The following is a 23,395-nucleotide window of genomic DNA, read 5'->3' on the forward strand; positions in this document are numbered from 1 at the left end:
TACGCATGGCCGAGCAGAAGGCGTCGCGCGGGCTCGAGGGAGCCCTGGTCAAACTCTGGCGGGGCGGTGACTACGAGCTGACGGTCTCGGGCCGAACCGAGCTCACGCCGAACTACCTGCGGCTTCACTTCAAAGCGGACAAACTGCTCGCCGAACACCGGGTACACCCGACGATGTGGGTGCGGGGTTGGTTTCCCGACGACGGCAAGGCCCATCAGCGGGGCTACACCCTGGTCAACGCCGATCCGCAGGCCGGCACCGTGGACATCGATTTCGCCATGCACGACGGCATCGCCACCCGCTGGGCCCGTGCGGCCCAGCCTGGCGACGTCCTGGACGTGACGGTCCTCGGCAGCAACTTCACGCTGCCCGAGCCGGCACCGGCCGGCTATGTGATCGTCGGTGACACCGCGTCGCTTCCGGCCATCAACTCACTGCTGGACGCGATCGGGGATACCCCGGCCTGGGTCTTCCTGGAGGCCGGGTACGACGACGACCGCGAGCTCCCGGTCACCGGCGGCGCGGAGATCATCTGGGTGGACCGGGCGGAAGAGGATCTGCTGGCGACCGTCAGCGCATCGGCCTTCGACGCCTCGGACCATTTCGGTTGGGTCGCATGCAACAACCGCACCACCCGGGCCGTGGCACGGGTCTTCCGCGAGGAGTACGGGATCCCGCGCAAGTCCATCAAGGCGCAGGCCTACTGGGTGGCCTGACGCCGCTTTACAACGCCGTCTGGATCGGTGCGGGCGTCTCGGCGATCTGGTCGAGCACCCGAACATTGTGGGCCACATCGCGACTCTCGCGTGCGGCGATCTCCTTGATCGCCAGATCGAAGGCGCCGACCAGGCTGGGTGGGTCGAACACCGCCTGCGCCTGCCGGCTCACCTGCAGGTCTCGTGCCCAGATCGTCGGTGGCCGGGCGAATCCGGGTTCCAACGCCAGCACCGTGGCGAACCGCCATGCGCTGTCACGCAGGGAGCGGATCGCCTCGTTCAGGACGAAGATCTGATGCTGTTGGAGCACGGCATAGATGTCGGCCAGCGCCGGTGACAGCTCGTTGATGTCGTTGACCACCCCGGCGATCTGGCTCGCCAGCACGGCGTTGATGGTGTCGAAATCCTTGTGCAGCGAAGGCAGCCGGCCCGCGCCCACGAGACCCTGCACCGCGATGCCGAGGTCCAGGACGATGTGGGCGGTGACGCCGGCGAGCATGTGCTGCACCAGGATCGGTGCGGGTTTGTCGGCCCACTCGAAGCTGGCCCGCCAGGACCGGGTGGGTTTCGGGTACCGGTCCGGGTGGAAGTAGCCGTTGAGCGCATCGAAGTAGCGCTGTGCGAACGCCGAGTCGAGCCGGTCCATCCGCGGACCGTCCTCGAATGCGCCGGCCTCGACCGCGGTACCTACGGCGATGGTGATCCGCTTGTACAGGGCGGCGAAATAGCCCAGGCGACTTGATGTTTCCACGGCCCAGTCGGTGACCGTGTCGATGACCGAGACAACCTCGGCAATGCTGGTGACCGCCGGGAGCGGCGGCAGTGGCGTCGGGTCGCTGGCCATACTCGAAAGTATGGGGCAGGTTCGCCCTGCGCGCCCGGCAATTGGCTACTGTGCGCGCAGCTTTGCCGGGATCACCAGCGGGGCGACGAACTCGGCCAGCATGGTCCGCTCGTCCGCCTCGTCGACGCCGGGGAAGACCAGCAGCGACACCATGACGCGCACCAGCCATCTGGCGCGGCGGCCCACGGCGTCGTCGCTCTGCCCCGTTTCGCCGGCAAGCGAACGCACGAAGCCTTCCACCAACGCGCGGATCACCTCGGAGTGTTCGGCCATCTCGCCGCCGATCGGCGGTTGAGCGGTGGCGAACCACGACGACAGTGCCGGGCTGACACGCACCGCCCGCAGCGCGGTGATCACGCCCTCGATCAGGCGTTGCGCCGGATCGGTGACCGTGGCCACCTGTTCGCTGACCTCTTCGTACAGTCGACGTGCCTCGCGGTGCACGTAGGCGGTGTAGAGCGCCTCGCGGTTCTCGAAATAGCGGTACAGCGTGGCGCGGGAACAACCTGCGGCGGCGGCGATCTCGTGCATACCGACGGTCGCCGCGTTCTGCTGGGTGAACAGCGAGTCGGCGGCGTCGAGGATGTGGTCGGCGGCCACTTCGGACCGCCGGGCCGACAACCAGTCGCGGGGCATCAGGCCCCGGCTCGGAACGGCACGGAGAACGGCCGTCGCACATAGCTGCCGCCGGCCCAGGTCACCGAATCCAGATCGACCTCGAAATCGGGGTAGCGCGAGAGCAATTCGGTCAGTGCCACCCGGGACTGCATCCGGGCGGCGGCCGCGCCCAGGCAGAAGTGCGCACCGTGACTGAAGGTCAGGATGTTGCGCGGCGCGCGTCGCACATCGAGTTCGGCTGCGTTGTCGCCGAATTCACGCTCGTCGCGGTTGCCCGAGCCGTACAGCAGCAGCGTCTTGCGCCCGGCCGGGATGGTGGTGTCGCCGATGGTGACGTCGCGGGTGGTGGTGCGGGCCAGGCCCTGCACCGGGGAGGTCAGCCGCAGGAACTCGTCGACCGCTTCCGGGATCAGCTCGGGGTCGTCGATCAGAAGTTGACGCTGATCAGGCCGTTGCTGTAGGAGTTGCACTGCGCCGCCCAACATTCCGGTGGTGGTGTCGTTACCGCCGGTGACCATGGTGAACGTAAAGGCCAGGATCGACAGCACGCCGGCGATGTCGCCGTCGGCGCCGACACCCGCGGCTACCAGGTGCGAGATCGTGTCGTCGCCGGGCTCGCGGCGGCGACGTTCGATGAGCTCGGAGAAGTAGCCCATCATCGAGGCCACTGCAGCACCGGCGGTGCCCATCGCCGCCGTGATACCGCCGGCCGAGCTGTTGGCCGCGACGATGGCGTCTGTCCAGCCGTCGAACTGGTCCCGGTCGGCCTCGGGCACCCCGAGGTAGTGCGCGACGACCATCGAGGGCAGCGGCTTGAACAACTCGGCGGCGATATCCCCGCCGCCATTCGAGCGCAACCCCTCGAGGCGCTCGACGACGAATTCCCGCACCTTCGGCTCCACCGCTTCCACCTGGCGCGGGGTGAACCCGCGCGAGACCAGCTTGCGGAACTCGGTGTGCACCGGTGGGTCCTGCATGACGAACGGCGGGTTGTCGGCCAGCCCGATCATGTCCAGCTCTCCGTAGGTGACCGTCAGGCCCTGCGCCGAGGAGAAGGTCTCGTGGTCCCGTGCGGCCGCCCAGATGTCGGCGTGCCGGGAGAGCACGTAGTAGTCGTGCTCCGGCGACTCCTCGGGCACGACGTGGTGCACCGGGTCGTGGTCGCGCAGAGCGGCGTACATCGGCCACGGATTGGGCCAGGTGTCGGCGTCGGCGGGAACGAACCGGGCGGAGCTGTGAGACAAAGTCGCTGCCATGTCTTATTCGTACGACAGTCGTGGCATCTGTGTCAATAGTCGGACCGGCATTAGGCTCGGGCGTGATGAACACCCCTGGCACGCCGCAGCTACCTGCCCAGACGCCGACGTGTTACCGGCATCCGGACCGTCCCACCTATGTGAGCTGCACGCGTTGTGGGCGTCCCGTCTGCCCCGAGTGCATGCGCTCGGCGGCCGTCGGCCATCAATGTGTGGAGTGCGTCAACGAGGGCGCCAGGTCGGTGCGGGCCGAGCGCACGCAGTTCGGCGGGGTAGCCCGTAGCGGGGCGCCGATCCTGACCTACGCGCTGATCGCGGTGAATGTCGTGATGTTCGTGCTGCAGATGGCCTCGGGGGACCGGGTGACCGAGGAGCTGACGTTGTGGGCCCCTGGGATCGCGGCGTACGACCAGTACTACCGCCTCGTGACTTCGGCCTTTCTGCACTACGGCCTCATGCACCTGTTGTTCAACATGTGGGCGCTCTACGTGGTGGGTCCGCCGCTCGAACAGTGGCTGGGCCGGCTGCGATTCGGGGCGTTGTATGCGCTGAGCGCCGTGGGCGGTTCGGTGTTGGTGTATCTGCTCACGCCGGTCAACGTCCCGACCGCCGGCGCATCCGGGGCGATCTTCGGTCTGTTCGGTGCGATCTTCGTCGTCGCCCGCAAACTCAATCTCGACGTCCGGATGATCGCCGCGGTCGTCGTCATCAACCTGGTGTTCACGTTCGCCGGGCCCGCACTGGGAACCGGGGCGATCAGCTGGCAGGGTCACGTCGGCGGCCTGATCACCGGCGCGGGGATCGCTGCGGCCTACGTGTATGCCCCGAGCGCGCGTCGAAATGCCGTCCAGGCCGGCGTCTCGGTGGCGGTGCTACTGGTATTCCTTGCGTTGATCGCCTGGCGCACAAGCCATCTGCTGACCATGTTCGCAGCGGCCTGAGTCCGGGCTAGATCGCTGCGCCCGGGTTGAGGATGTTGTGTGGGTCCAGGGCCCGCTTGATCCGGTGATTGAGTTCCACGGCGTCCGGGCCGATCTGGCCGGCCAGCCACGGCTGTTTGAGCCGGCCCACGCCGTGCTCGCCGGTGATGGTGCCGCCCAGGCCGACGGCGAGGTCCATGATCTCGCCGAAGGCAAGTTGGGCACGTTGCGCCTCATCCGTGTCGGAGGGGTCGAACACGATCAGCGGATGGGTGTTCCCGTCACCGGCATGGGCGATCACCGAGATGAGCAGTTGCCGCTGGTCGGCGATCTTCGCCACCCCCGTCACCAACTCGGCCAGCGCGGGTAGCGGGACCCCGACATCCTCTAGCAACAATGACCCTTTGGCCTCCACCGCCGGGATGGCGAAGCGGCGGGCTGCCACGAACGCTTCACCCTCGTCCGGGTCAGACGTGGAAAACACCTCGGTGGCACCGCATTCGGTGAACACCTCGGCCATGAACGCCACGTCGTCGGCACCCGCGGCGCCGCGATCGTCAGAGGCGGCCACCATCATCGCCGCGGCGTTGCGATCCAGGCCCATCTTCAGCTTGTCCTCGACAGCGTTGATGGCCACCGAGTCCATGAACTCCAGCATGGACGGCCGGATCCTGCCGGTGATCTTGACGACCGAATTCGAGGCAGCCTCCACCGAATCGAACGTGGCCACCACGGTGCACGGCGCGTGCTGGGGTGGCAGCAACCGGAGTGTTGCTTCGGTGACCACGCCCAGGGTGCCCTCGCTGCCGACGAACAGTTTGGTCAGGCTCAGTCCTGCAACGTCTTTCAACCGTGGGCCGCCGAGGCGTACCGCGGTTCCGTCGGCCAGCACCACCTGGAGGCCCAGCACGTAGTCGGTGGTCACGCCGTACTTGACGCAGCACAGCCCGCCCGCGTTGGTGGCGACATTGCCGCCGATGCTGCAGATCTCGAACGACGACGGGTCGGGCGGGTACCACAGTCCATGTGCGGCAACGGCTTTCTTCACCTCGGCGTTGAGCAGTCCGGGCTGCACGACGGCGGTGCGGGTGACCGGGTCGACGGTGATGTCGCGCATCTTCTCGGTGGACAGCACGATGCCGCCGTCGAGTGCCGTCGCTCCGCCGGACAGGCCGGTGCCCGCGCCGCGTGGCACGACGGCCACCCGGTGCTCGCCGGCCCAGCGCAGCACGGTCTGGACTTCCTCGGTGCGGGTCGGCCGAACCACCGCCAGCGGGGTACCTGCCGCTGGATCGGTTGCCCGGTCCTGGCGGTAGGAGGCCAGGATGTCGGGGTCGGTGACCACGACCCCCTCGGGCAGTTCGGCGATCAACCTCGACAGCGCGGATTCCACACCGGAATCGTAGTTCGGACCGTTGACTCTGCGGCGAGGGCGCTGATCACCCGCAGTTTCTCACCGTGGGCGCGGAGTCAGTGCTGACGAGCGGAGTCCAAGGCGCGCAGCGCCGGCAGGAAGACCGCGACGAGGCCCAGCACCAGCATCGGCAGGGACAGGGCTAGGAACGTCGCGTGCAGGCCGGCGGCGTCGGCCAGCGGCCCGGCCAGGATCAGCCCGAGCGGGCCGGCGGCGTAGGCCAGTGAACCCATCACGCCGACCACGCGGCCGCGCAGGTGCTGCGGGGCGGTGGTCTGCATGACGTAGTTGTAGATGGGCGCGATCGGACCGTAGACGAACCCGACGATCGCGCACAGCACCAGGATCAGTGGAAGCGGTGGCAGGAACGCGATGACCGTCATCGCCACGCCGAGCGTGATCACCGCGGTCAGCATGGTGGCCCGTCGGCTCATGTACTTCGACATCACCGCGTAGCCCAGCGCGCCCAGCAGCCCGCCGATGCTCAGCGCCATCAGCACCCAGCCCAGCTCGGCCGGCTCGTTGCGGTCGGTGAAGTATTTCGGGAAAAGGACCGACTCCATCGGCATGTACAGCCCGGTGGCCACCAGGTCGACGATCGCCAGGGTGCGCAATACCGGTGTGCGCCAGACGAATCGAAGCCCTTCGATGATGCCGGCGACGACGCCGTCGGTCAGCATGGAGCGGTCCGGGGTGCCCGCGCCTTCGAGTCGCAGGATCGAGATGGCCAGGATCGAACAGCAGAACGCCCCGGCGGTCACCCACATGGTGTTGATCCCGCCGAGGGTGGCGATCAACAGGCCGCCGATGCCCGGGCCGACGATGTAGGCCAGGTTGAACACCGCCTCGTACACGGAGTTGGCGTGGTCCAACGTCCACCCCGCGCGGCCGGCGGCCTCGGGCAGCATGGTCTCGCGGGCCGTCATCCCGGCCGGATCGAAGAAGGCACCCAGGCCGGCCAGAGCTGCCAGCACCGCGACATTCACCGCGTCCACCCCGAAGGTCAGGGCCAGCGTCGGAACCGCCGCCACGGACAGGGCCGACAGGAGATCGGAGATCATCGAGACCCGTCGACGGCCCAGATAGTCCACGGCGGCCCCGGCGATCAGCGTGGCGACCAGCAACGGCAGGGTCCCGGCCATCGCGACGATCGATGCGTCGAGCGCGGAACCGTTGCGCTGCAACACCAGCCAGGGGAACGCGACGATCGTGATGCCATTGCCCGCCCCGGCCATCAGCGCGGCGAACAGGATCAGCAGCAGTGGGCCGCGCTTGGTGTCGGTCATGGGCTATCGCGGCCGAATCTAGCAGCGTGCCCGCACCCGTCGCGACGGAATTTCGGGCACAGTGAGTTGATGGAGCTCGCTCATCCAAGGACCGGAGAACTGTTCACGTCCCCGGTACCGCCAGGCTCGGGCTGGCCCGGTGATCCGGCCACCCCTTCCACTCCGGTGGCGAAGACCGCCGCGCAGGTGCGGCGGCTGGCGGCCGGGGCCGGGTCGATGGACGAGTTGGACGCGCTGATCTCCGTGTGCCGGGCCTGCCCCAGATTGGTCACCTGGCGCGAAGAGGTGGCGATCGCCAAACGGAAATCCTTTGCCGATCAACCTTATTGGGGTCGGCCGGCGACGGGGTTCGGTTCGGAGCAGCCGCGGATCTTCATCGTCGGCCTGGCGCCGGCCGCGCAGGGCGCCAACCGCACCGGCCGCGTGTTCACGGGCGACCGTTCGGGGGATTTCCTGTTCGCCGCGCTGCACCGGACAGGATTGGCGAACCAGGCCGAGAGTGTCGACGCGGCCGACGGCCTGCAGTTGGCCGGCACCCGGATGGCGGCCGCGGTGCGCTGCGCTCCTCCGGCGAACGCGCCCACTCCGGCCGAGCGGGCCACCTGCGCGCCATGGCTGCAGGCCGAATGGCGGCTGGCCGGACCGTCGGTCCGCGTGGTCATCGCATTGGGAGGCTTTGCCTGGCGGGCGGCGCTGGAGTTGATCGGGGACCGCCCCAAACCCGCCCCGAAGTTCGGCCATGGTGCAACGGCGTCGCTGACCTCGGCGTACGGCCCGATCACGCTGCTCGGGTGCTTCCACCCCAGCCAGCAGAACACCTTCACCGGCCGGCTCACGCCTGCCATGCTCGACGACATCTTCGTCACAGCCGAGCACCTGGTGACCGAGGCGGACGGGAACGAACCGGGCCGCTCGTGACGTTGACGCTGTCATGCGGCTTTCTGTCCTCGACCTCGTCCCGGTTCGCACCGACCAGTCCACCGCCGATGCCCTGACGGCCACGACACACCTGGCGCAGACCGCTGACCGGCTCGGATACACCCGCTACTGGCTCGCGGAGCACCACAACATGCCCGCCGTGGCCGCCACCAGCCCGCCGGTGCTGATCGCGCATCTCGCCGCACACACCACGCAGCTGCGGCTGGGGTCTGGCGGGGTGATGCTGCCCAACCACGCCCCGCTGGCGGTGGCCGAACAGTTCGCGCTGCTGGAGGCCGCCAATCCGGGCCGCATCGACCTCGGCATCGGACGCGCGCCGGGATCGGACCCGGTCACCTCGCTGGCGCTGCGCGGCGCCGCCGGGCGCGACGATCGCGACATCGAGGCGTTCCCGCAGTACCTCGACGACGTGGTGGCCTTGATGGGTACGCGCGGTGTCCGGGTGCCGTTGCCGCGCGACCTGATGCGGGAGAATTACGTGCTCAAGGCGACGCCCGCCGCGGTCACCGAACCGCGGATGTGGCTGCTCGGCTCGTCGATGTACTCAGCGCACCTGGCCGCGGCCAAGGGGCTGCCGTACGTCTTCGCCCACCATTTCTCCGGGCACGGCACCGCCGAGGCGCTGGCCGTCTACCGCGACGAGTTCCAGCCCAGCGATCTGGCGTCCGAGCCGGTGACCTTCCTGACCGTCAACGCCTCGGTGGCCGAGACGAGCGAAGAGGCCAGGGCCCTGCTTCTCCCGCAGTTGCAGATGATGGGCCGGCTCCGCACCGGCCAGCCGCTCGGCGCCCTCGATCTCGTCGAGGATGCCGAGGCGACGACCATGACCCCGCAGGCGCAGGCCGTTGTGGCCTCCGGGCTTGCGCGCGCCGTGGTCGGTTCACCTACCGAGGCGGCAGAGCAGGTCCGGGCCTTGGCCGAGGAATTCGACGTCGACGAGGTGATGGTCAACCCCGTGGGCTCGGCTCGCCGCGGCGCCGATCCGGCGACCGCGACTGCCCGTGACACAACCCTGGAACTGCTGGCCAAGGAGTTGTTCTAGACGCCGCTGAGGCGTCAGCGCGACTAGGGCGTCAGCACGACCACCGGAATCGGGCGCGTCGTCCGCTTCTGGTAGCCGATGTAGCGGTTCTTGTTGCCCTTCATGTCGTTCACGATGTCCCACAGACGCGGGTAGTCGGGGTCGCCGGGCAACACAGGTTTGGCGGTGACGCCGAATCGCTTGGGGCCGACGTTGATCTCGACCTGCGGTTTGGCCTTCAGGTTGTGGTACCAGCCCGGAGCCGTGGGCTCGCCGCCTTTGGATGCCACCACGAGGTAGTCGGCGCCGTCCTTCGCATAGGCCAGCGAATTCGCGCGCTGCTGGCCGGTTTTGGCTCCGACGGTATGCAGGATCAGCGTCGACGGGCCACCCGGAATCGTGTGCCCGATCCGGCCGTCGGTGGCTTTGTAGATCTTGTCGTGCAACATCAACATCGGGAGGCCGATGTACCGCTCCCACCAGGGCATGCTCATGGGCTCAATCCTGCGCGGATTCGTCGAGCTCCGCCAGCGCCGCACGTAACAGGCGTCCCGACTCCTCGCGGTCCGGGTCGCGGCGCACCATCATGCCCTTGACGAAGGACAGCTTGTCGCCGGTTTGGCGCGGCACGACGTGCAGATGGATGTGGAAGACGCTCTGGAAGGCGGCTTTGCCGTCATTGATCACGATGTTGTTGCCGTCGGCGTGCAGCCCGGATCGGCGGGCTGCACGCGCGATGCGTTGACCGATGCGGGCCATCTCAGCCACGGTCTCGGCCGGCGTATCGGTCAGGTCGACGCTGTGGCGCTTCGGGATCACCAGGGTGTGTCCGCGGGTGAACGGCCTGATGTCGAGGATGCCCAGGTAGTCGTCGTCCTCGTAGATGCGGATGGCGGGGGCATCACCTGCGACGATGGCGCAGAACACGCAAGACATCCCGCCACGTTAGCCGCCGGCGGTGGCCGCCCATTCGGCGACGCGTCGTTCGCGTTCGGCCGGCGTGAGGTTTTCGACGCGGGTCATGACGGTCCAGCGCAGACCGAACGGGTCGAGGACCGACGCGAACCGGTCACCGGTGACGAACGTCTGCGCAGGCTCGCGAATGGTCGCCCCGGCCTTCTCTGCGCGGGCCACCACCTCGTCGACGTCGGGGCAGTACAGCCCCATCGAATACGTCGCTGGGGCACCCTGCGGGGGAGCGGCGATCTGAAACGCCTCCTGTGGGTCGCCGAGTTGCAGCCGGCCGTTGCCGAAATCCAGTTCGGCGTGCGAAACGGTGCCGTCAGCGCCGTCCATCCGCTCGATGACCGTGGCACCGAACACGTTCTGGTAGAACGCGATCGCGTCGGCAGCGCCGTCGACGCAGATGAACGGGGTCAGGCTGGTGTAGCCCTCGGGAATCGGTGTGACACTCATGTCGACCAGTTTCGTAGGCTGGGGTTGATGCCGGCTTGGAAAAACGCGTCACAGCAGAACGCGCCGATGCGCGGCGTGGTCGGCCGTGCGGGCAGTGCCTCGGCATTCGACCTCCAGCGTTGGGCGCCATCGGAGGCGGCCGCCCGCTTCGTCGAGCACTTCTGGTCGGTGACTTGGGACCGGCATGAGGCAGGTCCGTTCGAGAGCACGGTGATCACCTTCCCTGCCATGCATCTCACCCGCGAGTGGGGCGATGATGTTGTGCGTCATGGTCATCGGCTGCCCGCCACGTTGTTGCACGGGGTGGTACCCGAGGTTTTCCGCATCACGATCAGCGGTCGGGGCGGCGTGGTGGGGGCGCGATTTCGTCCCGGTGGTTTCGTTGGCCGTTTCGGTGGGGATGCTGCCGCGATGACCGGCCGCGTGGTGCCGGTGGACGACGGATTGTTGGGCGCACCGGATCTCGACGAGGCGATCGGTGCGATGGCCGGTGAGCCAGACCCGACCTATCGCGCGCTCTGCCCGCTGATCGACCGGATGCGTGACGACGCGACATTGCAGCGCGTGGAGCAGGTCATGGAGCTCTCGCCGTGGAGTACGCGAACCACGCAGCGGGTGTTCCGGCGCTATGTAGGGGTGACGATCAAATGGGTACTGTGCCGATATCGGTTGCAGCAGGCGGCTTTGGAGATCGAGACCGTGCCCGGAGTCGACTTCGCTGATCTCGCAGTGCGACTCGGCTGGTATGACCAGGCCCATTTCATCAACGACTTCCGGTCCATGCTCGGCAGCACACCGGGGGAGTACGCCGCCCGGCACACACATGTCGCAGATGAGTGACAGTGGCCCCTGCGCCAACAAGGACAGAGCGCATCCCGCTCAGAAGGGTGGGGGTGGTCCGTATTCTTCGGCGAGCCAGGCTTGGTAGGCGCGTTCGTTTTCGAGGTCCTTGTTGAATTCGGCGCGTAGCGCTCGTTCTTCGGCGATGCGGTCTTGGCGGTCTTGTTCGCGGGTTTGTGTGCGTTTGGGCATCCTCGCCGCCCGGTTGGGGCTCGATTTCGGGTGCGGATCCTGAGGTTCGGGAAGATTCAGGTCCCCGGTCGGCCGGCCCAGGTCCGGGAACATTCCGGCGCCGTGGGGTTCGGTGGTGTAGGTGTGCCCGGCCGGTGTGGTGATTTCGACTGTGCCATCGGGGAATTGACGATCCGACCACCCCGGGCAAAACGTCTTCACCAAATGGTGTGCCCTGCAATACAATTTGGTGTTCGACGGGTGCGTGGGGCCGGCGGGCCAGGGTGCGCTGTGGTCGATATCGCAGCGATCCACCGGCGCATCACAACCTGGGAACCGACAGGTCAGGTCACGCCAGCGGATGAACTCCGAGAGCGCCACCGACGGGCGATAACCCGGCTCGCCAGTGTTGGCCGTGTCGGTCGTGGCCTCCGCGCCGGCAGGGTCCTCGCCTTCCACATCCCCGGCAGCGTCAGTGCTGGCCGTCGCTGCGGTGCCCGTCGCTTCAGTGTCCGAGGTGTCGGCGGTGTTCTCCGGCGTCGGCACCACCACCGGCTTGATCTTCGCCGAACCCGCCAAGTCCCGCACACTCTCGGCGGGCAGGATCCCGTACCCGGGCATATACCCCGGATCATTCGACGTGCCATCCACAGTGGCTCGATTGGCCAACACATGAAGCACCGCCGCATCGGCAGCCGCCCGATTCTGCCCGGCCGGGCAATCCTCGCGCCCGCACCGGCAGGCCAGTTGGGCTTCCAGCCGCGCCAGCGGTCCCACCGCATCGGCGCGGCGCTGGTCGTGGGTGCGGGGATCGTGCTCGCACACCGTCGCGGCCAGCGCATCCAGGCGTTGATCCAGGGCCGCGGCATCGCAGGCATCGACGTTGGCCCACACCGTGGCTTTACCTGGGCTGCCTGGTTCGATCTGCACAAACCGTTCCTCGGTCAGATCCGGCGGCACCCGCTCCCCGTTCGGATCCAGTTTGGCGACCCACTGATCGATCCGATCCCGCAACTGGCGCTCGGAGAACCGCATCCACCGATCCGCCCGGGCGGCCAGTTCGGCATCCAAACCCACCCACACCGACGGATCCACGATCTCGGTGCGGGCGATGATCATCCGCACCACCCGGTAGTCGATGTCCCCGACCGCGAACCGCGCCGCCACCTGGGGCAGTTTGTCGCGCAACACCCGGGCGTGATGCACCTGAGTACCGGCGCGGCCACGACTGATCCGCATCGCCGCCGACACCTCGGCGCACACCTCCTCGAACGGATCGGTGCGCCACAAAATGCTGTCGATCAGTTCTTGTTCACGCAGGGTGTCCAACGCCCCGATCGCGGCTAGACGTGTCGCGATCGCCACCGACTCCGCCCGCGTGGCAGCACCGACCTTGTCGATCAGCGCCGCGTCGGAATTATCGTCGAACACATGTTCGATGATACTCCGACCCGCCGACGCGGGCAGAGGTTATCCACAGCGCACGATCCGTCCACAGGCAGAGGCACGCGACGGCGAATCCGCCGAGTGCCGCGCAGTCAGGGCAGTGCCGCGGCCTGTGCCATATGCCCCTGGAAGCCGAGCCGGGTCGCCATATCGCGGTACTCGTCGCGGTATGTGCGGTAGCTCGCGTCGTCGCTCTTGGCGCGGGCGATGAGCGCCCGGACCCGCAGCAGCATGATGTCGCGAATGATCAGGCCGTCCTCGGCCGGGGCCGCGGCCAGTCTCGCGATCGCCGCCTCGGCCTCGGCCACATCGCCCTCGGCGCCCCGATCCAGCAGGGCCTCGGCGAGGATTCCGGTCGCCAAGATGTTGTACGGGAGCTGCCCGCTGTGGAAGAGGTCGTCGATCGCTTCGCGCAGCACCCGGATGGCCCCGGCCCGATCTCCGCGCTTGGCCCGTTCGCGCGCGGTGTAGACATCGATGCCGACCAGCTCGGACATATAGAACCGTCCGCTGACGCACATCTGGCGAACCTGGCCGAGGATGGTCAATCCTCGCTCGCGGTCGGCCGGTGAATCTCGGTTCAGCAAGGCGTATCCCATGGTCACGCGCGCCAGGCCGAGCGCGATGTCGTCGCCGGCCCCCTCGGTGATCTGCAGGGCACCGTCGATGTCGCGCATCGCGTCATCGCTGGCGAGCAGTACTCCGCAGGACACCGTGGTGAAGTACGTCCAGGTGATGACGAGAGCGTGGGTGAACCTGTCGGTGTTGCGTGCCATGGCGAGCGCATGATCGAGGTCAGCGCGCCAACCATCAAGGCCCAGAGCCCATTTGGCGATGCTTCGCGCGGCGAACGCCGCTGCCAGCGGTGAGCCGACGATGAAATTGCCCTTGGTGGCGTCGCCGTCGGCCATATCGATGGCCATCTGTGACCAGCGCAGCACCTCACCCATTTCGCCGCTCTCGATCTTGAGCGAGATCGGGGTCGCCGACAAGCCGACCGTGAGCGCCGGGTCGCCGATGGATTCGATCAGGGACATGTGCTCGGACACCTGCTGTGACGCTTCGCGCACCCGCCCCTGCAGCATCAGTTCGCCGGTGAGCCCGGCCATGCCGACCGCCAGTGAGGCTTTGTCTCCGGCCGCCTCGCACAGCTCCCGCAGCTCTTCGAACCGAGCGCCCGAGACCCCCACCTTGCTACGGAAGCCATTACCGCACACCAGAGTGCGCGGAGCTATCCGCATCGCAGCCCGATCGGGATCATCGGAGGGCAGCAGGTCGGCGATCTGGCGGGCACGCTCCCAACACAGCTGGGCCGCAGCGGAATCCCGGTTGTTCGCCCACGCTCCGGCGCGCATGTGCCAGCTGTATGCGGCATGCAGGTCGCCGGCAGCTTCCAGGTGTTCGGCGATCAACGCAGCGTTCTCGTCGGCCAATTCGGGTTCGCGTGCGGCTATGGTTTCGGCGAGGCGCCGATGCAGTTCAGCGCGATCGGATTTCAGCTGTGATTCGTAGGCGACGGTCCGCACCATCGGGTGGTGGAATGCGAACTCCGCGTACGGCGTGTACTGCACCTGATCGATCAGCTCGGCCTCGATCAGATCCTCGAAGATGGGTTCGGTGTCCAGGCAGGCCAACAGACCCGCGCTGAACCGGGACCCGATCACCGCAGCAGCGCTCAGCGTTCGCTTGGCCGCCGGGGCCAGCCGGTCGATCCGCGCGGCGATGGTGGCCTGCAGCGTGGCAGGCACGCTCACGCGACCCTGTCCGTCGGACAGCACGTAGGCGCCGCGTTCGCCGCGGAGCAGGCCCCGTTCGGCCAGGTCGCGCACGATCTCGAGGGCGAAGAACGGGTTCCCGGCAGCCCGCCCGGCGATGGTGTCGGTCAGGTCGGCGACCCCGTCGCCGGTTCCCAGCATTTCCTTGATCAAGGCCGAGGTCTCGGAATCATCCAGTGGTGAAAGCACTATCGTCTGCGCGCCATGGACATGGCTGAGCGCGCCGTGGTATTCGGGGCGGTAGGTGATCACGACCAGCGACGGCGTCTGCGGTGTCACCGACAGGAAGTCCGCCAGCATCGATTCGCTGACCCCGTCGATCCAGTGGGCATCCTCGACGACATAGACCGCCGGGGCGCTCCGCGCCAGCGACGCGGCGTTGACGAGGGTGGTGAGCCGCCGCCGCCGGGCATCGGGGTCGATCGTCGGCAGAACGACGTCGGGGTCGCCGATGCCGAGCAGGTCGTCGAGTAGCTCCAGGCTCTCTGTGGTGTCGTCGGGAACCTGGTCTCGAAGCTTCGCGCGGGCCGCTTCACGGTCGAGGTGCGTCACGCCGAATCCCGCCCGCAGCAGGCCGGTGATGGCATGAAAGGGGATTTCACTGGTGTGGGACTCGCAGAATGTGGAGTGCACCGGCACCCCTCGTGCGGTGGCCTTTGCCGCGAGTTCGCTGACCAGCCGGCTCTTGCCGATACCGGGTCCGCCCACCAGCAGGACGATGCTGCCGTGCCCCTGCATCGAACGCTCGAGGATGCCCTCGACGGCGGACAATTCCCAGCCCCGGCCGACCAGGGTCGATTCTCCGACATTGAGCAGGTTGTGTGCGGAATTGAGCTGGAGCAGCCGGCGGGCTCGGATCGGCTGCTCGGCACCCTTGACCTGGACCATCTCAGCCTCGCCCAGCATCATGGTGTCCGCGACCAGGCGTGCGGTCGACTCGGTGAGCATCACTCCACCGGGCGGCGCGACCGATTCCATGCGCTGCGCCATGCCTACGTGCTCACCGATTGCGGTGTAGCTCATCGTGTCGGTGCCGACTTCCCCGGTGATGACCTGACCAGAGCTCAGACCGATGCGAAGCTGCAGATCGAGGCCGTCGCGGGCCGTCACCTGCACCGCCAGCAGGGCGGTCTCCTGCTGGATTTCGAGTGCGGCCAGGCACGAGCGAAAAGCATGGTCTTCCAACGCAACCGGTGCGCCGAAGATGGCCATGATGCCGTCACCTGTGAATTTGTCGACGGTGCCGCCGTATCGGCGGACCACGGCGGCGGAGTGGTTGAACAGGTCGCTCATGATCTCGCGGAGCCGTTCGGCGCCCAGGGTCGCTGCGATGTCCATGGACCGGACGACGTCGGCGAACAAGACGGTGACCTGCTTGTATTCGGCGCCCGGAGTGGACGTGACGGGTGCGCCGCACGCGTCGCAGTACCGGGCGTCGGCCCGCGGCTCGGTGCCACACGCGCGGCACGTCGCAGTTTCCGTCATTCGAAGCCCCCGCCATCGGAGAACCTGCTGCATCGAGAATAGAACGCAGCAACGCCGAAGGGGCGGGGATGGCCCACCGCCACGATGGGCCTTTTCCGCAGCAACGACGAATCGAGCAACGACCTGCGTCGACGCCGGACCGGTGGGCGCCTAGTGGTGCCGTCCGAATCGGAAATGGCGATGACGCGATTTGTTCGATTCCGCGACGGTGTCAACCTTCTGGCTCATCTTCGCCACCAGTTGTTCGATGAAATCGGCGTTGGCCGTAGTGCCGCACACCTGGGTCTGGACCACCACGTTGTGTCGCGGTGCCATGCCGAAGTGGCATACCCAGCCGTTGGCGTCATCGCTGAGGTCCGTTGCGTACGACACGACCACGCCATCGCTCTCCGAGACGTCACCGATATGCCAGGGCCACGGATCTTCGTCTGGAAAGGTCTGGGTCACGTCCTGGCCCACGCATTGCTGCCATTTGCCTCGAATGTCCTCGACTACCTTGCGCGCGGTCTCGGTGTCGGGATAAGCGATCACCGCCTGGTCGAACAACACTTCCTGCCCGGCCTCGTTCCCTTCGGGGGCTTGCAGGAACTGCCGGCGTACCGCCGTCGAACCGGTGTCCTGGTACCAGCCCGCCGTGGCCGGATCGCCGATCACGCACGGATCGTTCCCGCGCTCGGTGTCCCAGGTGGACTGAACGGCGCCGTCGTCGTAATTGGGGTCGCCCACGAGCGACGGGGTTCCCAAGATGTTGCCTGCTTCGGCAGGCGTCAGCAGGGTGCGCTGCAGAGCGGAATCCTTGACCGTCTTGGTCTGCTCCCCGGTGCCGAGGAAGTACATGAGTCCCGCCACGAGTAGGGCACACACCACCACTCCCAAGATGACCCAGGCGACGGTCTTGTTGCCACGCCGCGGTGCGGGTGCGGGTGCGGCCGGGGGCATGGGCGCGGGCGGCCAGGGCGGCGGCTGAGGCGGCCACGGGCTTTGCGGTGGATACGTCATGGTGGCCGAAGCGTAACGGTCGACGGGGCCCGCAATGAGCGTCAACCGCCGGATACGCTCAGATTGTCTCCAGTGCCGACCGCCAGGCAGCCAGTTTGCCCTCGAAGCGCATGGTCTGGGCGGGACTGGTCGAGGGAGCCCGCAGGCTGGGCAACGGGGGAGTGCCGACCAGGCGCCGGTAGTTGGTCTCCGCGGCAGCGCCGTTGAATACCAACCGTTCAACGGTGGGGTGGGCGGCGAAGAATGCCGCAAAGTCGTTGGGCACCATGCTGTCCCGCTCGACGGCCGAGTCGAGGCTGCCGACTCGACGGCAGGACCGGAGCACATCCCAGACCGCGACGCGGTGCGCGCACAGTGCACTCACCCGGTCCGGATACGGAGCAGCGGCATCGAACCCGAACAGCGCCCCGGCGATTCGCCAGAACGCGTTGCGTGGATTGCCGTAGTACTGGCCCGAGGCCAACGACATCACGCTCGGCATGTTGCCGAGGATCAGCACTCGGGGCAGCTGCCCGACGAGGGGGTCCAGCCCGTGCAGGAGCTCCGACACCCTCGCATGTATACCCCGCGCACACGCGGGCGCCCCGAACGGCGTGGGGGGAGTCACGTTCGGGGCGCCATGTCGTAAGTCGTCAGCTCAGGTGATGGACCTCCTGCAGTCCGTACACCGGCGTGTCCAGGCCTTCGTAGCGGGCCTTGAGCTGCAACGCCAGATACAGCGAATAGTGCCGGGATTGGTGCAGATTGCCGCCGTGCAGCCACAGGTTGGGCTGTTGGGTGGGCTTCCACATGTTGCGTTGTTCGCCTTCCCATGGACCGGGGTCCTTGGTGGTGCCGGAGCCCAGACCCCACACCTTGCCGATCCGGTCGGCGACTTCCTGGCTGATCAGGTCTGCCGCCCAGCCGTTCATCGATCCGAACCCGGTGGCGTACACCACGACATCGGCGGGAAGTTCGGTGCCGTCGGCCAGGATCACCGAGTCTTCGGTCAGCCGGTCGACCTCACCGTGGGCGAGTTTGATGCTGCCGTCGGCGACCAGTTCGCAGGCGCCGACGTCGATGTAGTAGCCCGAGCCGCGGCGGAGGTATTTCATGAACAGGCCGGAGTCGTCGTCGCCGAAGTCCAGGTCGAACCCGGCGGCCTCCAGTCGCGCGTAGAAGTCCTTGTCGCGCTGGCGGATCGCGTCGTAGATAGGCCGCTGGAAGTCGGCCATGATGGCATACGGCAGCGATGCGAAGGTCAGATCCGCTTTTTCGGTGGTCATTCCGGCAGCCACTGCGCGTTCCGAGTACAGGGCGCCCAGACCCAGCTCCATGAGCGACTCCGACTTGACGATGTGGGTAGAGGATCGCTGGACCATCGTCACGTCGACGTCGTTCTCGTACAACGCCTTACAGATGTCGTGGGCGGAGTTGTTGGCGCCGATCACCACGGCGCGCTTGCCGACGTATCGGTCCGGGCCGGGGTGGTGGCTGGAATGGTGCTGCTCGCCCAGGAACACTTCCTGGCCCGCCAGCGTGGGGATGTTGGGCTTGCCCGACATCCCGGTTGCCAGCACGAGCTGCACGGGCCGCAGGGTCACCGCTTCGCCGTTGCGATTGACCTCGACGGTCCATCGCTTTTCGGCTTCGTCGTAGGTGGCGGACAGGCAGGTGGTCGAGCTCCAGTAGGGCACTTCCATCACCCGGGTGTAGAACTCCAGCCAGTCGCCGATCTTGTCCTTGGGGGCGAACACCGGCCAGTTCGTCGGGAAGGGCAGATACGGCAGGTGGTCGTACCAGACCGGGTCGTGCAGGCACAGCGACTTGTAGCGTTTGCGCCACTGATCGCCGGGGCGTTCGTGTTGATCGACCACGATGGCGGGCACACCGAGTTGGCGCAGCCTGGCGCCGAGGGCGATGCCGCCCTGCCCACCGCCGATGACCAGGGTGTACGGCTGTTCGGAGTAGCCCAGGGTCAGCTCCTCGTCGAGACGCTTCTCGGACCACGAACGGGTGTCGGGATCTGAGCCGTGTGTTGCGCCCAACGGCCGGTTGGTGCCTTTGCGTTCCTCGTGGCCCTTGAGTTCCTGCAGCGTGGTCAGCAGGGTCCAGCCCAGTTCGTCGCGCAGCCGCAGGTGGCCCTTGCCGCGACCCGCCGAGGTCTCGAATTCGATGAATGCCGAGGTGATGACGTGCTCGCCGTCGAAGTCCTCGGTGGGGGTTTCCGCCGTCCGGAATCCCGAGGGGTCGGTGTCGTTCAACCGCGCGGCCAGCATTTCTGTGATGCCCTCGTGGCCCTCGAAGGTCTTGAGGTTCCAGGTGAATGCGACCAGATCCCGCCAGAAGCTGTCGGTCGCGAACTTCCCCACGACGCGTTCGATGTCCCGGTCAGCGAGCGCGGACTCGAAGTCGGCCAGCCAGGTGTCAACCCGTTCCTGGGGTGACAGTGTGGTCAGCGGTGCGGCGGTGGTCTGTGTCATGTGGCCCAGCCCACACCGTGTCAAAGACCGCAACAAGGGTTGCACGGGGTTGCATCCGCACAGGCATTTGCGTGCGAAAAGACCTGCGGGAAGACATCGCAACGCCTTGCAACCCTTACGACATGCAGGGGCATGGGCCTAGAAACATCCACCATGAAAGCAGCCGTGTACTACGGGCCGAACAAGGTCGAGATCGCCGATGTCCCGGAGCCCGACCCCACCCCCGGCACCGTCAAGATCAAAGTCGGTTTCAATGGAATCTGTGGCACTGACCTGCACGAATATTATGCGGGCCCGATTTTTGTGCCCACCGAACCGCATCCGTTGACCGGCAGGCAGTTGCCGCTGACCATGGGGCACGAGTTCTCCGGAACCATCACCGAGGTGGGCGCCGGTGTCACCGGGTATGCACCCGGCGACCGGGTAGCGATCGAGCCCATTTACCGATGCGGCAATTGCGCGCCGTGCCGGGCCGGCACCTACAACATCTGCCAGCAGATCGGTTTCCACGGACTGATGTCCGACGGAGGCATGGCCGAGTACACCGTCGTTCCGGCCGACATGTTGCACCGACTGCCCGACAACGTGTCGCTCGAGCTGGGCGCGTTGGTCGAACCGATGTCGGTGGCCTACCACGCCGCAACCCTCGGGGAGGTCGGTCCGCTGCACACCGCCGTGATCTTCGGGGCCGGACCGATCGGCATCGGGCTCTGGTTTGCGCTGCGCGGCAAGGGGCTCGACGAGGTGTTCGTGGTGGAGCCGTCGCCCACCCGGCGTGCGGCGATCGAGACGCTCGGGGCGAGGACCCTGGATCCGACCGCCACCGATGTTCCCGCGTTCATCGCCGATCGCACCGACGGCCGGGGTGCCGACGCGGCGTACGACGCCGCCGGGGTCGCGCCGGCGATCGCCGCGGCGACAGCATGCGTGGGGGCGCGCAGGCCGACGATCAGTGTTGCGATCTACGAGAAACCGCTTGCGACACCGCTGCTCAACCTGGTGATGAACGAATCCCGGATCCAGGGCTCACTGTGCTACACCTCGGCCGACTTCGAGGCGGTCATCGATCTCATGGCGCAGGGGCTGTACGACCCGAAGGGGTGGGTTACTCCCATTGCCATCGACGACGTGATCGACGAGGGATTCGAGGCTCTGCACGCAGGTAAGAAGATGAAGGTTCTGGTCGACCCGAGCGCAGGCGCATCGTGACATCGCAGGGCAGGGTGGCCTGAAATAGCTGACAAAGCAAAAACATTCGAGCGTGTAGCCGATCCTCGGGTGGATTTGACGTGACGGTTAGTTTGTGGATCGGTGGGTTGTCGTGGCGTCATGTTGTGATGTGGAGCACAATCGGCGGTGATGGCTGGTTCGTCGGTACCTGAGCCCGCGGTTTCCTCCGGTGAGGACCCGCGGCGTTACGCGATGCTGTTGTCGGCCGTCTACGACGCGACCATGTCAGGTGACCGGGCGCCCGCGCGTCCGCGCTCGGTGATCGAAGATTCCTGGAACCGGTTGCGGGCCAAGGGGATCAACCCCGACCATCACATCCCGCCTCGCGTCGAGACCACCGGACTGGACTTGCTCAGGCAACAGTCGGGACTGATGTCGGTACTCGACGAGGTCACGCGCGGGCTCGAATCGGTGATCGAAGAGGGCGACAACATCCTGGTCATCGCCGATGCCCGCGGTCGGGTGCTGTGGCGGTCCGGATCGCCGCGGGTGCTGGGCCTCGCCGACCGGCTGGGTTTCATCGAGGGTGCGTCGTGGAGTGAGAACGCGGTGGGCACCAACGGTATCGGCACCGCGCTGGCCTCACATCGTGCGGTGCAGATCTTCTCGGCCGAGCACTTCCTGCGCAGTCACCACCCGTGGACGTGCGCCGGCGCCCCGATCCGCGATCCGCGCACCGGGCAGGTGATCGGGGTGGTCGACGTGTCGGGCCCGGCTCCGACGGTGCACCCGACGACGGTGGCCCTGGTGGATCTGGTGGCGCGGCTGGCCGAATCCCAGCTCCGCGAAGCGCACGACCGAACGTTGAACCAGCTGCGCACCGTCGCCGCGCCGATGCTGGCCAGGGTGGGGGGTCCGGCGCTGGCGGTCGACGCCGAGGGATGGGTGGCGGCGGTCGCGTCATTACCCATGCACAATCGGATCCTGTTACCCGAGAACGGTTTACCCGGCCGTGTGTGGATCCCGCCACTGGGCATGTGCGATGTGGAATCGTTGCCGGGCGGGTGGCTGGTCCGGGTGGCGGACGACGCCGAGTCCACTGCGGCGCCATCGAAGGTCATCCTCGACCTGCGCGACGGGGAGCCGTCGCTGGAGATGGCCGGCCAGTTCGGCAATTGGCGGCGCAGCATCTCCAGCCGTCATGCCGAGATCCTGCTGGTTCTGGCGACCAGCGAGCAGGGCCGGTCGGCACCCGAACTCGCCGAGGATCTCTACGGTGACCGGTCGCGAGTGGTGACCGTGCGTGCCGAAATGTCGCGTCTGCGTAAGCAGTTCGCCGGCCTCGTGGCGGGTAGGCCCTACCGGTTCGGGGATTCGGTGGTCGTGGACGTTCGGTACCCACAGGACATGTCGATGCTGCTCACCGCGTCGACGGCTCCGGCGGTTCATGCGGTGCGCGGTATACCTTGACCTGATGACGGCCGACCCCACACTCCTGGACGGACTCGACGGCGAGGCCGGCGCGCAGCGTGCCGAGCTGGTCGAATGGCTTCTGGCTCGGGGCATCAGCGCCGACCAGATCCGCCAGGCCGGCACCCCGATGCTGCTGGCCTCGCGCCGGGTGGCCGGAGATGACGGCACCTATGTGTCGACCCGCGAGATCAGCGAGCAGACGGGACTGGACGTCGAGCTGGTGCAGCGGTTGCAACGGGCGATGGGGCTGGCGACGGTAGAGGATCCGGACGCTGCCGTGCTGTTGCGGGCCGACGCAGAGGCGGTGGGCTTCGCCGAGCGCTTCCTGGAACTGGGTATCGACCCGGATCAGATCGTGCAGATCACGCGGGTGCTCTCCGAGGGGCTCAGCCGGGCCGCCGAGGTGATGCGCTACGCCGCGCTGGCGGCAGTATTGACACCGGCGGCGACGGAATTGGAAACCGCCAAGGCCAGTGAGGCGTTGGTGGCCGAGGCGGCCCCGCTGATCGGTCCGATGATCTCCGACATGCTGTTCGTGCAGCTGCGTCATGCGATGGAGACCGAGGCGGTCAGCGCATCCGAGCGGGCCGAGGGGGTTCCGCTGCCTGGTGCTCGGCTGGTCACCATCGCGTTCGCCGACATCGTGGGGTTCACCCGGCTGGGCGAGGTGGTGCAGCCCGAAGACCTTGAGCGGCTGGCGAATCGGCTGGCTGAAGCGGCCCACGAGGTGGCGGTCGGACCGGTGCGGTTGATCAAGACGATCGGCGATGCGGTGATGCTCGTCAGTACCGACGCGGCGGCGCTTCTGGATGCGGCGCTGCGGTTGGTGGCGGTCACCGAAACCGACGAGGAGTTCCCGCGGCTGCGCGTCGGGCTGGCGACCGGACCTGCGGTGAGCCGGGCCGGTGACTGGTTCGGTGGTTCGGTGAATCTGGCCAGCCGGGTGACCGGAGCGGCGCGGCCCGGGACCGTGCTCGTGGCGGAGTCCACCCGGACCGCGGTTGGCGAGGGGGACCGGTTCAGCTGGTCGTTCGCCGGAGCCCGCCATCTCAAGGGCGTCAAGAACGACGTCAAGCTGTTTCGGGCCCGGATCGCGTAGACCTTTATCGAATCTTCATCGAACGACTAGGACAGCCACATCGAG

Annotated in this window: 21 protein-coding genes; 8 read left to right on the forward strand and 13 right to left on the reverse strand. The window is 67.2% G+C overall.

Annotation, left to right across the window (positions count from 1 at the left end; all coding sequences use genetic code 11):
• Positions 1-5: 5 nt before the first annotated feature.
• Entirely contained in the window at positions 6-716 is a 711-nt protein-coding gene (locus AC4LGL_RS32245) for a siderophore-interacting protein (RefSeq protein ID WP_491842304.1), read from the forward strand.
• A 7-nt stretch (positions 717-723) separates the two neighbouring features.
• Here AC4LGL_RS32245 and AC4LGL_RS32250 read toward each other — a convergent pair whose 3' ends face one another.
• From AC4LGL_RS32250 to AC4LGL_RS32260, 3 genes are read right to left on the reverse strand one after another with little or no spacing between them, the layout of a single operon-like run.
• On the reverse strand, positions 724-1,560 hold the full coding sequence (locus AC4LGL_RS32250) for a DUF5995 family protein (RefSeq protein WP_491842305.1): 837 nt from the start codon (positions 1,558-1,560) through the stop codon (positions 724-726).
• A gap of 45 nt (positions 1,561-1,605) precedes the next feature.
• Complete coding sequence (locus tag AC4LGL_RS32255) at positions 1,606-2,196, reverse strand: TetR/AcrR family transcriptional regulator (protein WP_491842306.1); 591 nt, start codon at positions 2,194-2,196, stop codon at positions 1,606-1,608.
• Positions 2,196-3,434 carry a cytochrome P450 gene (locus AC4LGL_RS32260; protein ID WP_491842307.1) on the reverse strand — a complete coding sequence of 413 codons (1,239 nt, stop codon included), beginning with the start codon at positions 3,432-3,434 and terminating at the stop codon, positions 2,196-2,198. The genes AC4LGL_RS32255 and AC4LGL_RS32260 overlap by 1 nt, the downstream gene beginning before the upstream one ends.
• A gap of 65 nt (positions 3,435-3,499) precedes the next feature.
• On the opposite strand from AC4LGL_RS32260, the gene AC4LGL_RS32265 reads away from it, so the two are divergent.
• Positions 3,500-4,375 carry a rhomboid family intramembrane serine protease gene (locus AC4LGL_RS32265; protein ID WP_491842308.1) on the forward strand — a complete coding sequence of 292 codons (876 nt, stop codon included), beginning with the start codon at positions 3,500-3,502 and terminating at the stop codon, positions 4,373-4,375.
• Positions 4,376-4,382: 7 nt separating this feature from the next.
• Here the strand turns inward: AC4LGL_RS32265 and AC4LGL_RS32270 are convergent, their stop codons facing one another.
• Entirely contained in the window at positions 4,383-5,747 is a 1,365-nt protein-coding gene (locus AC4LGL_RS32270; protein ID WP_491842309.1) for an FAD-binding oxidoreductase, read from the reverse strand.
• A 77-nt stretch (positions 5,748-5,824) separates the two neighbouring features.
• A complete protein-coding gene (gene tap / locus AC4LGL_RS32275) occupies positions 5,825-7,054 on the reverse strand; it encodes a multidrug efflux MFS transporter Tap (RefSeq protein ID WP_491842310.1) in 1,230 nt (409 codons plus the stop codon).
• 69 nt (positions 7,055-7,123) lie between these two features.
• On the opposite strand from tap, the gene AC4LGL_RS32280 reads away from it, so the two are divergent.
• Together AC4LGL_RS32280 and AC4LGL_RS32285 are read left to right on the forward strand one after the other, a co-directional pair.
• Positions 7,124-7,972 (forward strand): uracil-DNA glycosylase, encoded by an 849-nt coding sequence (locus AC4LGL_RS32280; RefSeq protein WP_491842311.1) that lies wholly within the window; start codon positions 7,124-7,126, stop codon positions 7,970-7,972.
• A 13-nt stretch (positions 7,973-7,985) separates the two neighbouring features.
• Positions 7,986-9,035 carry an LLM class flavin-dependent oxidoreductase gene (locus tag AC4LGL_RS32285; RefSeq protein ID WP_491842312.1) on the forward strand — a complete coding sequence of 350 codons (1,050 nt, stop codon included), beginning with the start codon at positions 7,986-7,988 and terminating at the stop codon, positions 9,033-9,035.
• 23 nt (positions 9,036-9,058) lie between these two features.
• On the opposite strand, the gene AC4LGL_RS32290 is transcribed toward AC4LGL_RS32285, so the two are convergent.
• The 3 genes from AC4LGL_RS32290 to AC4LGL_RS32300 are packed head-to-tail and all read right to left on the reverse strand — an operon-like array spanning position 9,059 to position 10,430.
• Positions 9,059-9,502 carry a nitroreductase family deazaflavin-dependent oxidoreductase gene (locus AC4LGL_RS32290; protein ID WP_491842482.1) on the reverse strand — a complete coding sequence of 148 codons (444 nt, stop codon included), beginning with the start codon at positions 9,500-9,502 and terminating at the stop codon, positions 9,059-9,061.
• Positions 9,503-9,512: 10 nt separating this feature from the next.
• On the reverse strand, positions 9,513-9,950 hold the full coding sequence (locus AC4LGL_RS32295) for an HIT family protein (protein WP_491842313.1): 438 nt from the start codon (positions 9,948-9,950) through the stop codon (positions 9,513-9,515).
• A 9-nt stretch (positions 9,951-9,959) separates the two neighbouring features.
• Positions 9,960-10,430, reverse strand: a complete 471-nt coding sequence (locus tag AC4LGL_RS32300) for a VOC family protein (RefSeq protein WP_491842314.1) — start codon at positions 10,428-10,430, stop codon at positions 9,960-9,962.
• A gap of 27 nt (positions 10,431-10,457) precedes the next feature.
• Between AC4LGL_RS32300 and AC4LGL_RS32305 the strand changes: the two genes are divergently transcribed.
• Positions 10,458-11,270, forward strand: a complete 813-nt coding sequence (locus tag AC4LGL_RS32305) for an AraC family transcriptional regulator (protein ID WP_491842315.1) — start codon at positions 10,458-10,460, stop codon at positions 11,268-11,270.
• 39 nt (positions 11,271-11,309) lie between these two features.
• Here AC4LGL_RS32305 and AC4LGL_RS32310 read toward each other — a convergent pair whose 3' ends face one another.
• The 5 genes from AC4LGL_RS32310 to AC4LGL_RS32330 all read right to left on the reverse strand — a co-directional run bounded on the left by AC4LGL_RS32310 (position 11,310) and on the right by AC4LGL_RS32330 (position 19,608).
• Entirely contained in the window at positions 11,310-12,872 is a 1,563-nt protein-coding gene (locus AC4LGL_RS32310; RefSeq protein ID WP_491842316.1) for an HNH endonuclease signature motif containing protein, read from the reverse strand.
• A 107-nt stretch (positions 12,873-12,979) separates the two neighbouring features.
• Positions 12,980-16,147: an ATP-binding protein gene (locus AC4LGL_RS32315; RefSeq protein WP_491842317.1), complete on the reverse strand. Its 3,168-nt coding sequence runs from the start codon at positions 16,145-16,147 to the stop codon at positions 12,980-12,982.
• A gap of 150 nt (positions 16,148-16,297) precedes the next feature.
• Positions 16,298-17,146, reverse strand: coding sequence for a sensor domain-containing protein (locus tag AC4LGL_RS32320; RefSeq protein WP_491842318.1), 849 nt, complete (start codon positions 17,144-17,146; stop codon positions 16,298-16,300).
• 58 nt (positions 17,147-17,204) lie between these two features.
• A complete protein-coding gene (locus AC4LGL_RS32325; RefSeq protein ID WP_491842319.1) occupies positions 17,205-17,696 on the reverse strand; it encodes a DNA-deoxyinosine glycosylase in 492 nt (163 codons plus the stop codon).
• Between the two features lie 82 nt (positions 17,697-17,778).
• Positions 17,779-19,608 carry a flavin-containing monooxygenase gene (locus AC4LGL_RS32330; protein WP_491842320.1) on the reverse strand — a complete coding sequence of 610 codons (1,830 nt, stop codon included), beginning with the start codon at positions 19,606-19,608 and terminating at the stop codon, positions 17,779-17,781.
• Positions 19,609-19,761: 153 nt separating this feature from the next.
• Here AC4LGL_RS32330 and AC4LGL_RS32335 point away from each other — a divergent pair, with 153 nt between their 5' ends.
• From AC4LGL_RS32335 to AC4LGL_RS32345, 3 genes are all read left to right on the forward strand, one after another.
• Positions 19,762-20,817, forward strand: a complete 1,056-nt coding sequence (locus tag AC4LGL_RS32335) for a 2,3-butanediol dehydrogenase (protein WP_491842321.1) — start codon at positions 19,762-19,764, stop codon at positions 20,815-20,817.
• Positions 20,818-20,967: 150 nt separating this feature from the next.
• Entirely contained in the window at positions 20,968-22,248 is a 1,281-nt protein-coding gene (locus AC4LGL_RS32340) for a GAF domain-containing protein (RefSeq protein ID WP_491842322.1), read from the forward strand.
• Positions 22,249-22,252: 4 nt separating this feature from the next.
• Positions 22,253-23,350: an adenylate/guanylate cyclase domain-containing protein gene (locus AC4LGL_RS32345; RefSeq protein ID WP_491842323.1), complete on the forward strand. Its 1,098-nt coding sequence runs from the start codon at positions 22,253-22,255 to the stop codon at positions 23,348-23,350.
• Positions 23,351-23,395: the final 45 nt, after the last annotated feature.

It is taken from the genome of Mycolicibacterium arcueilense, from assembly GCF_058536225.1.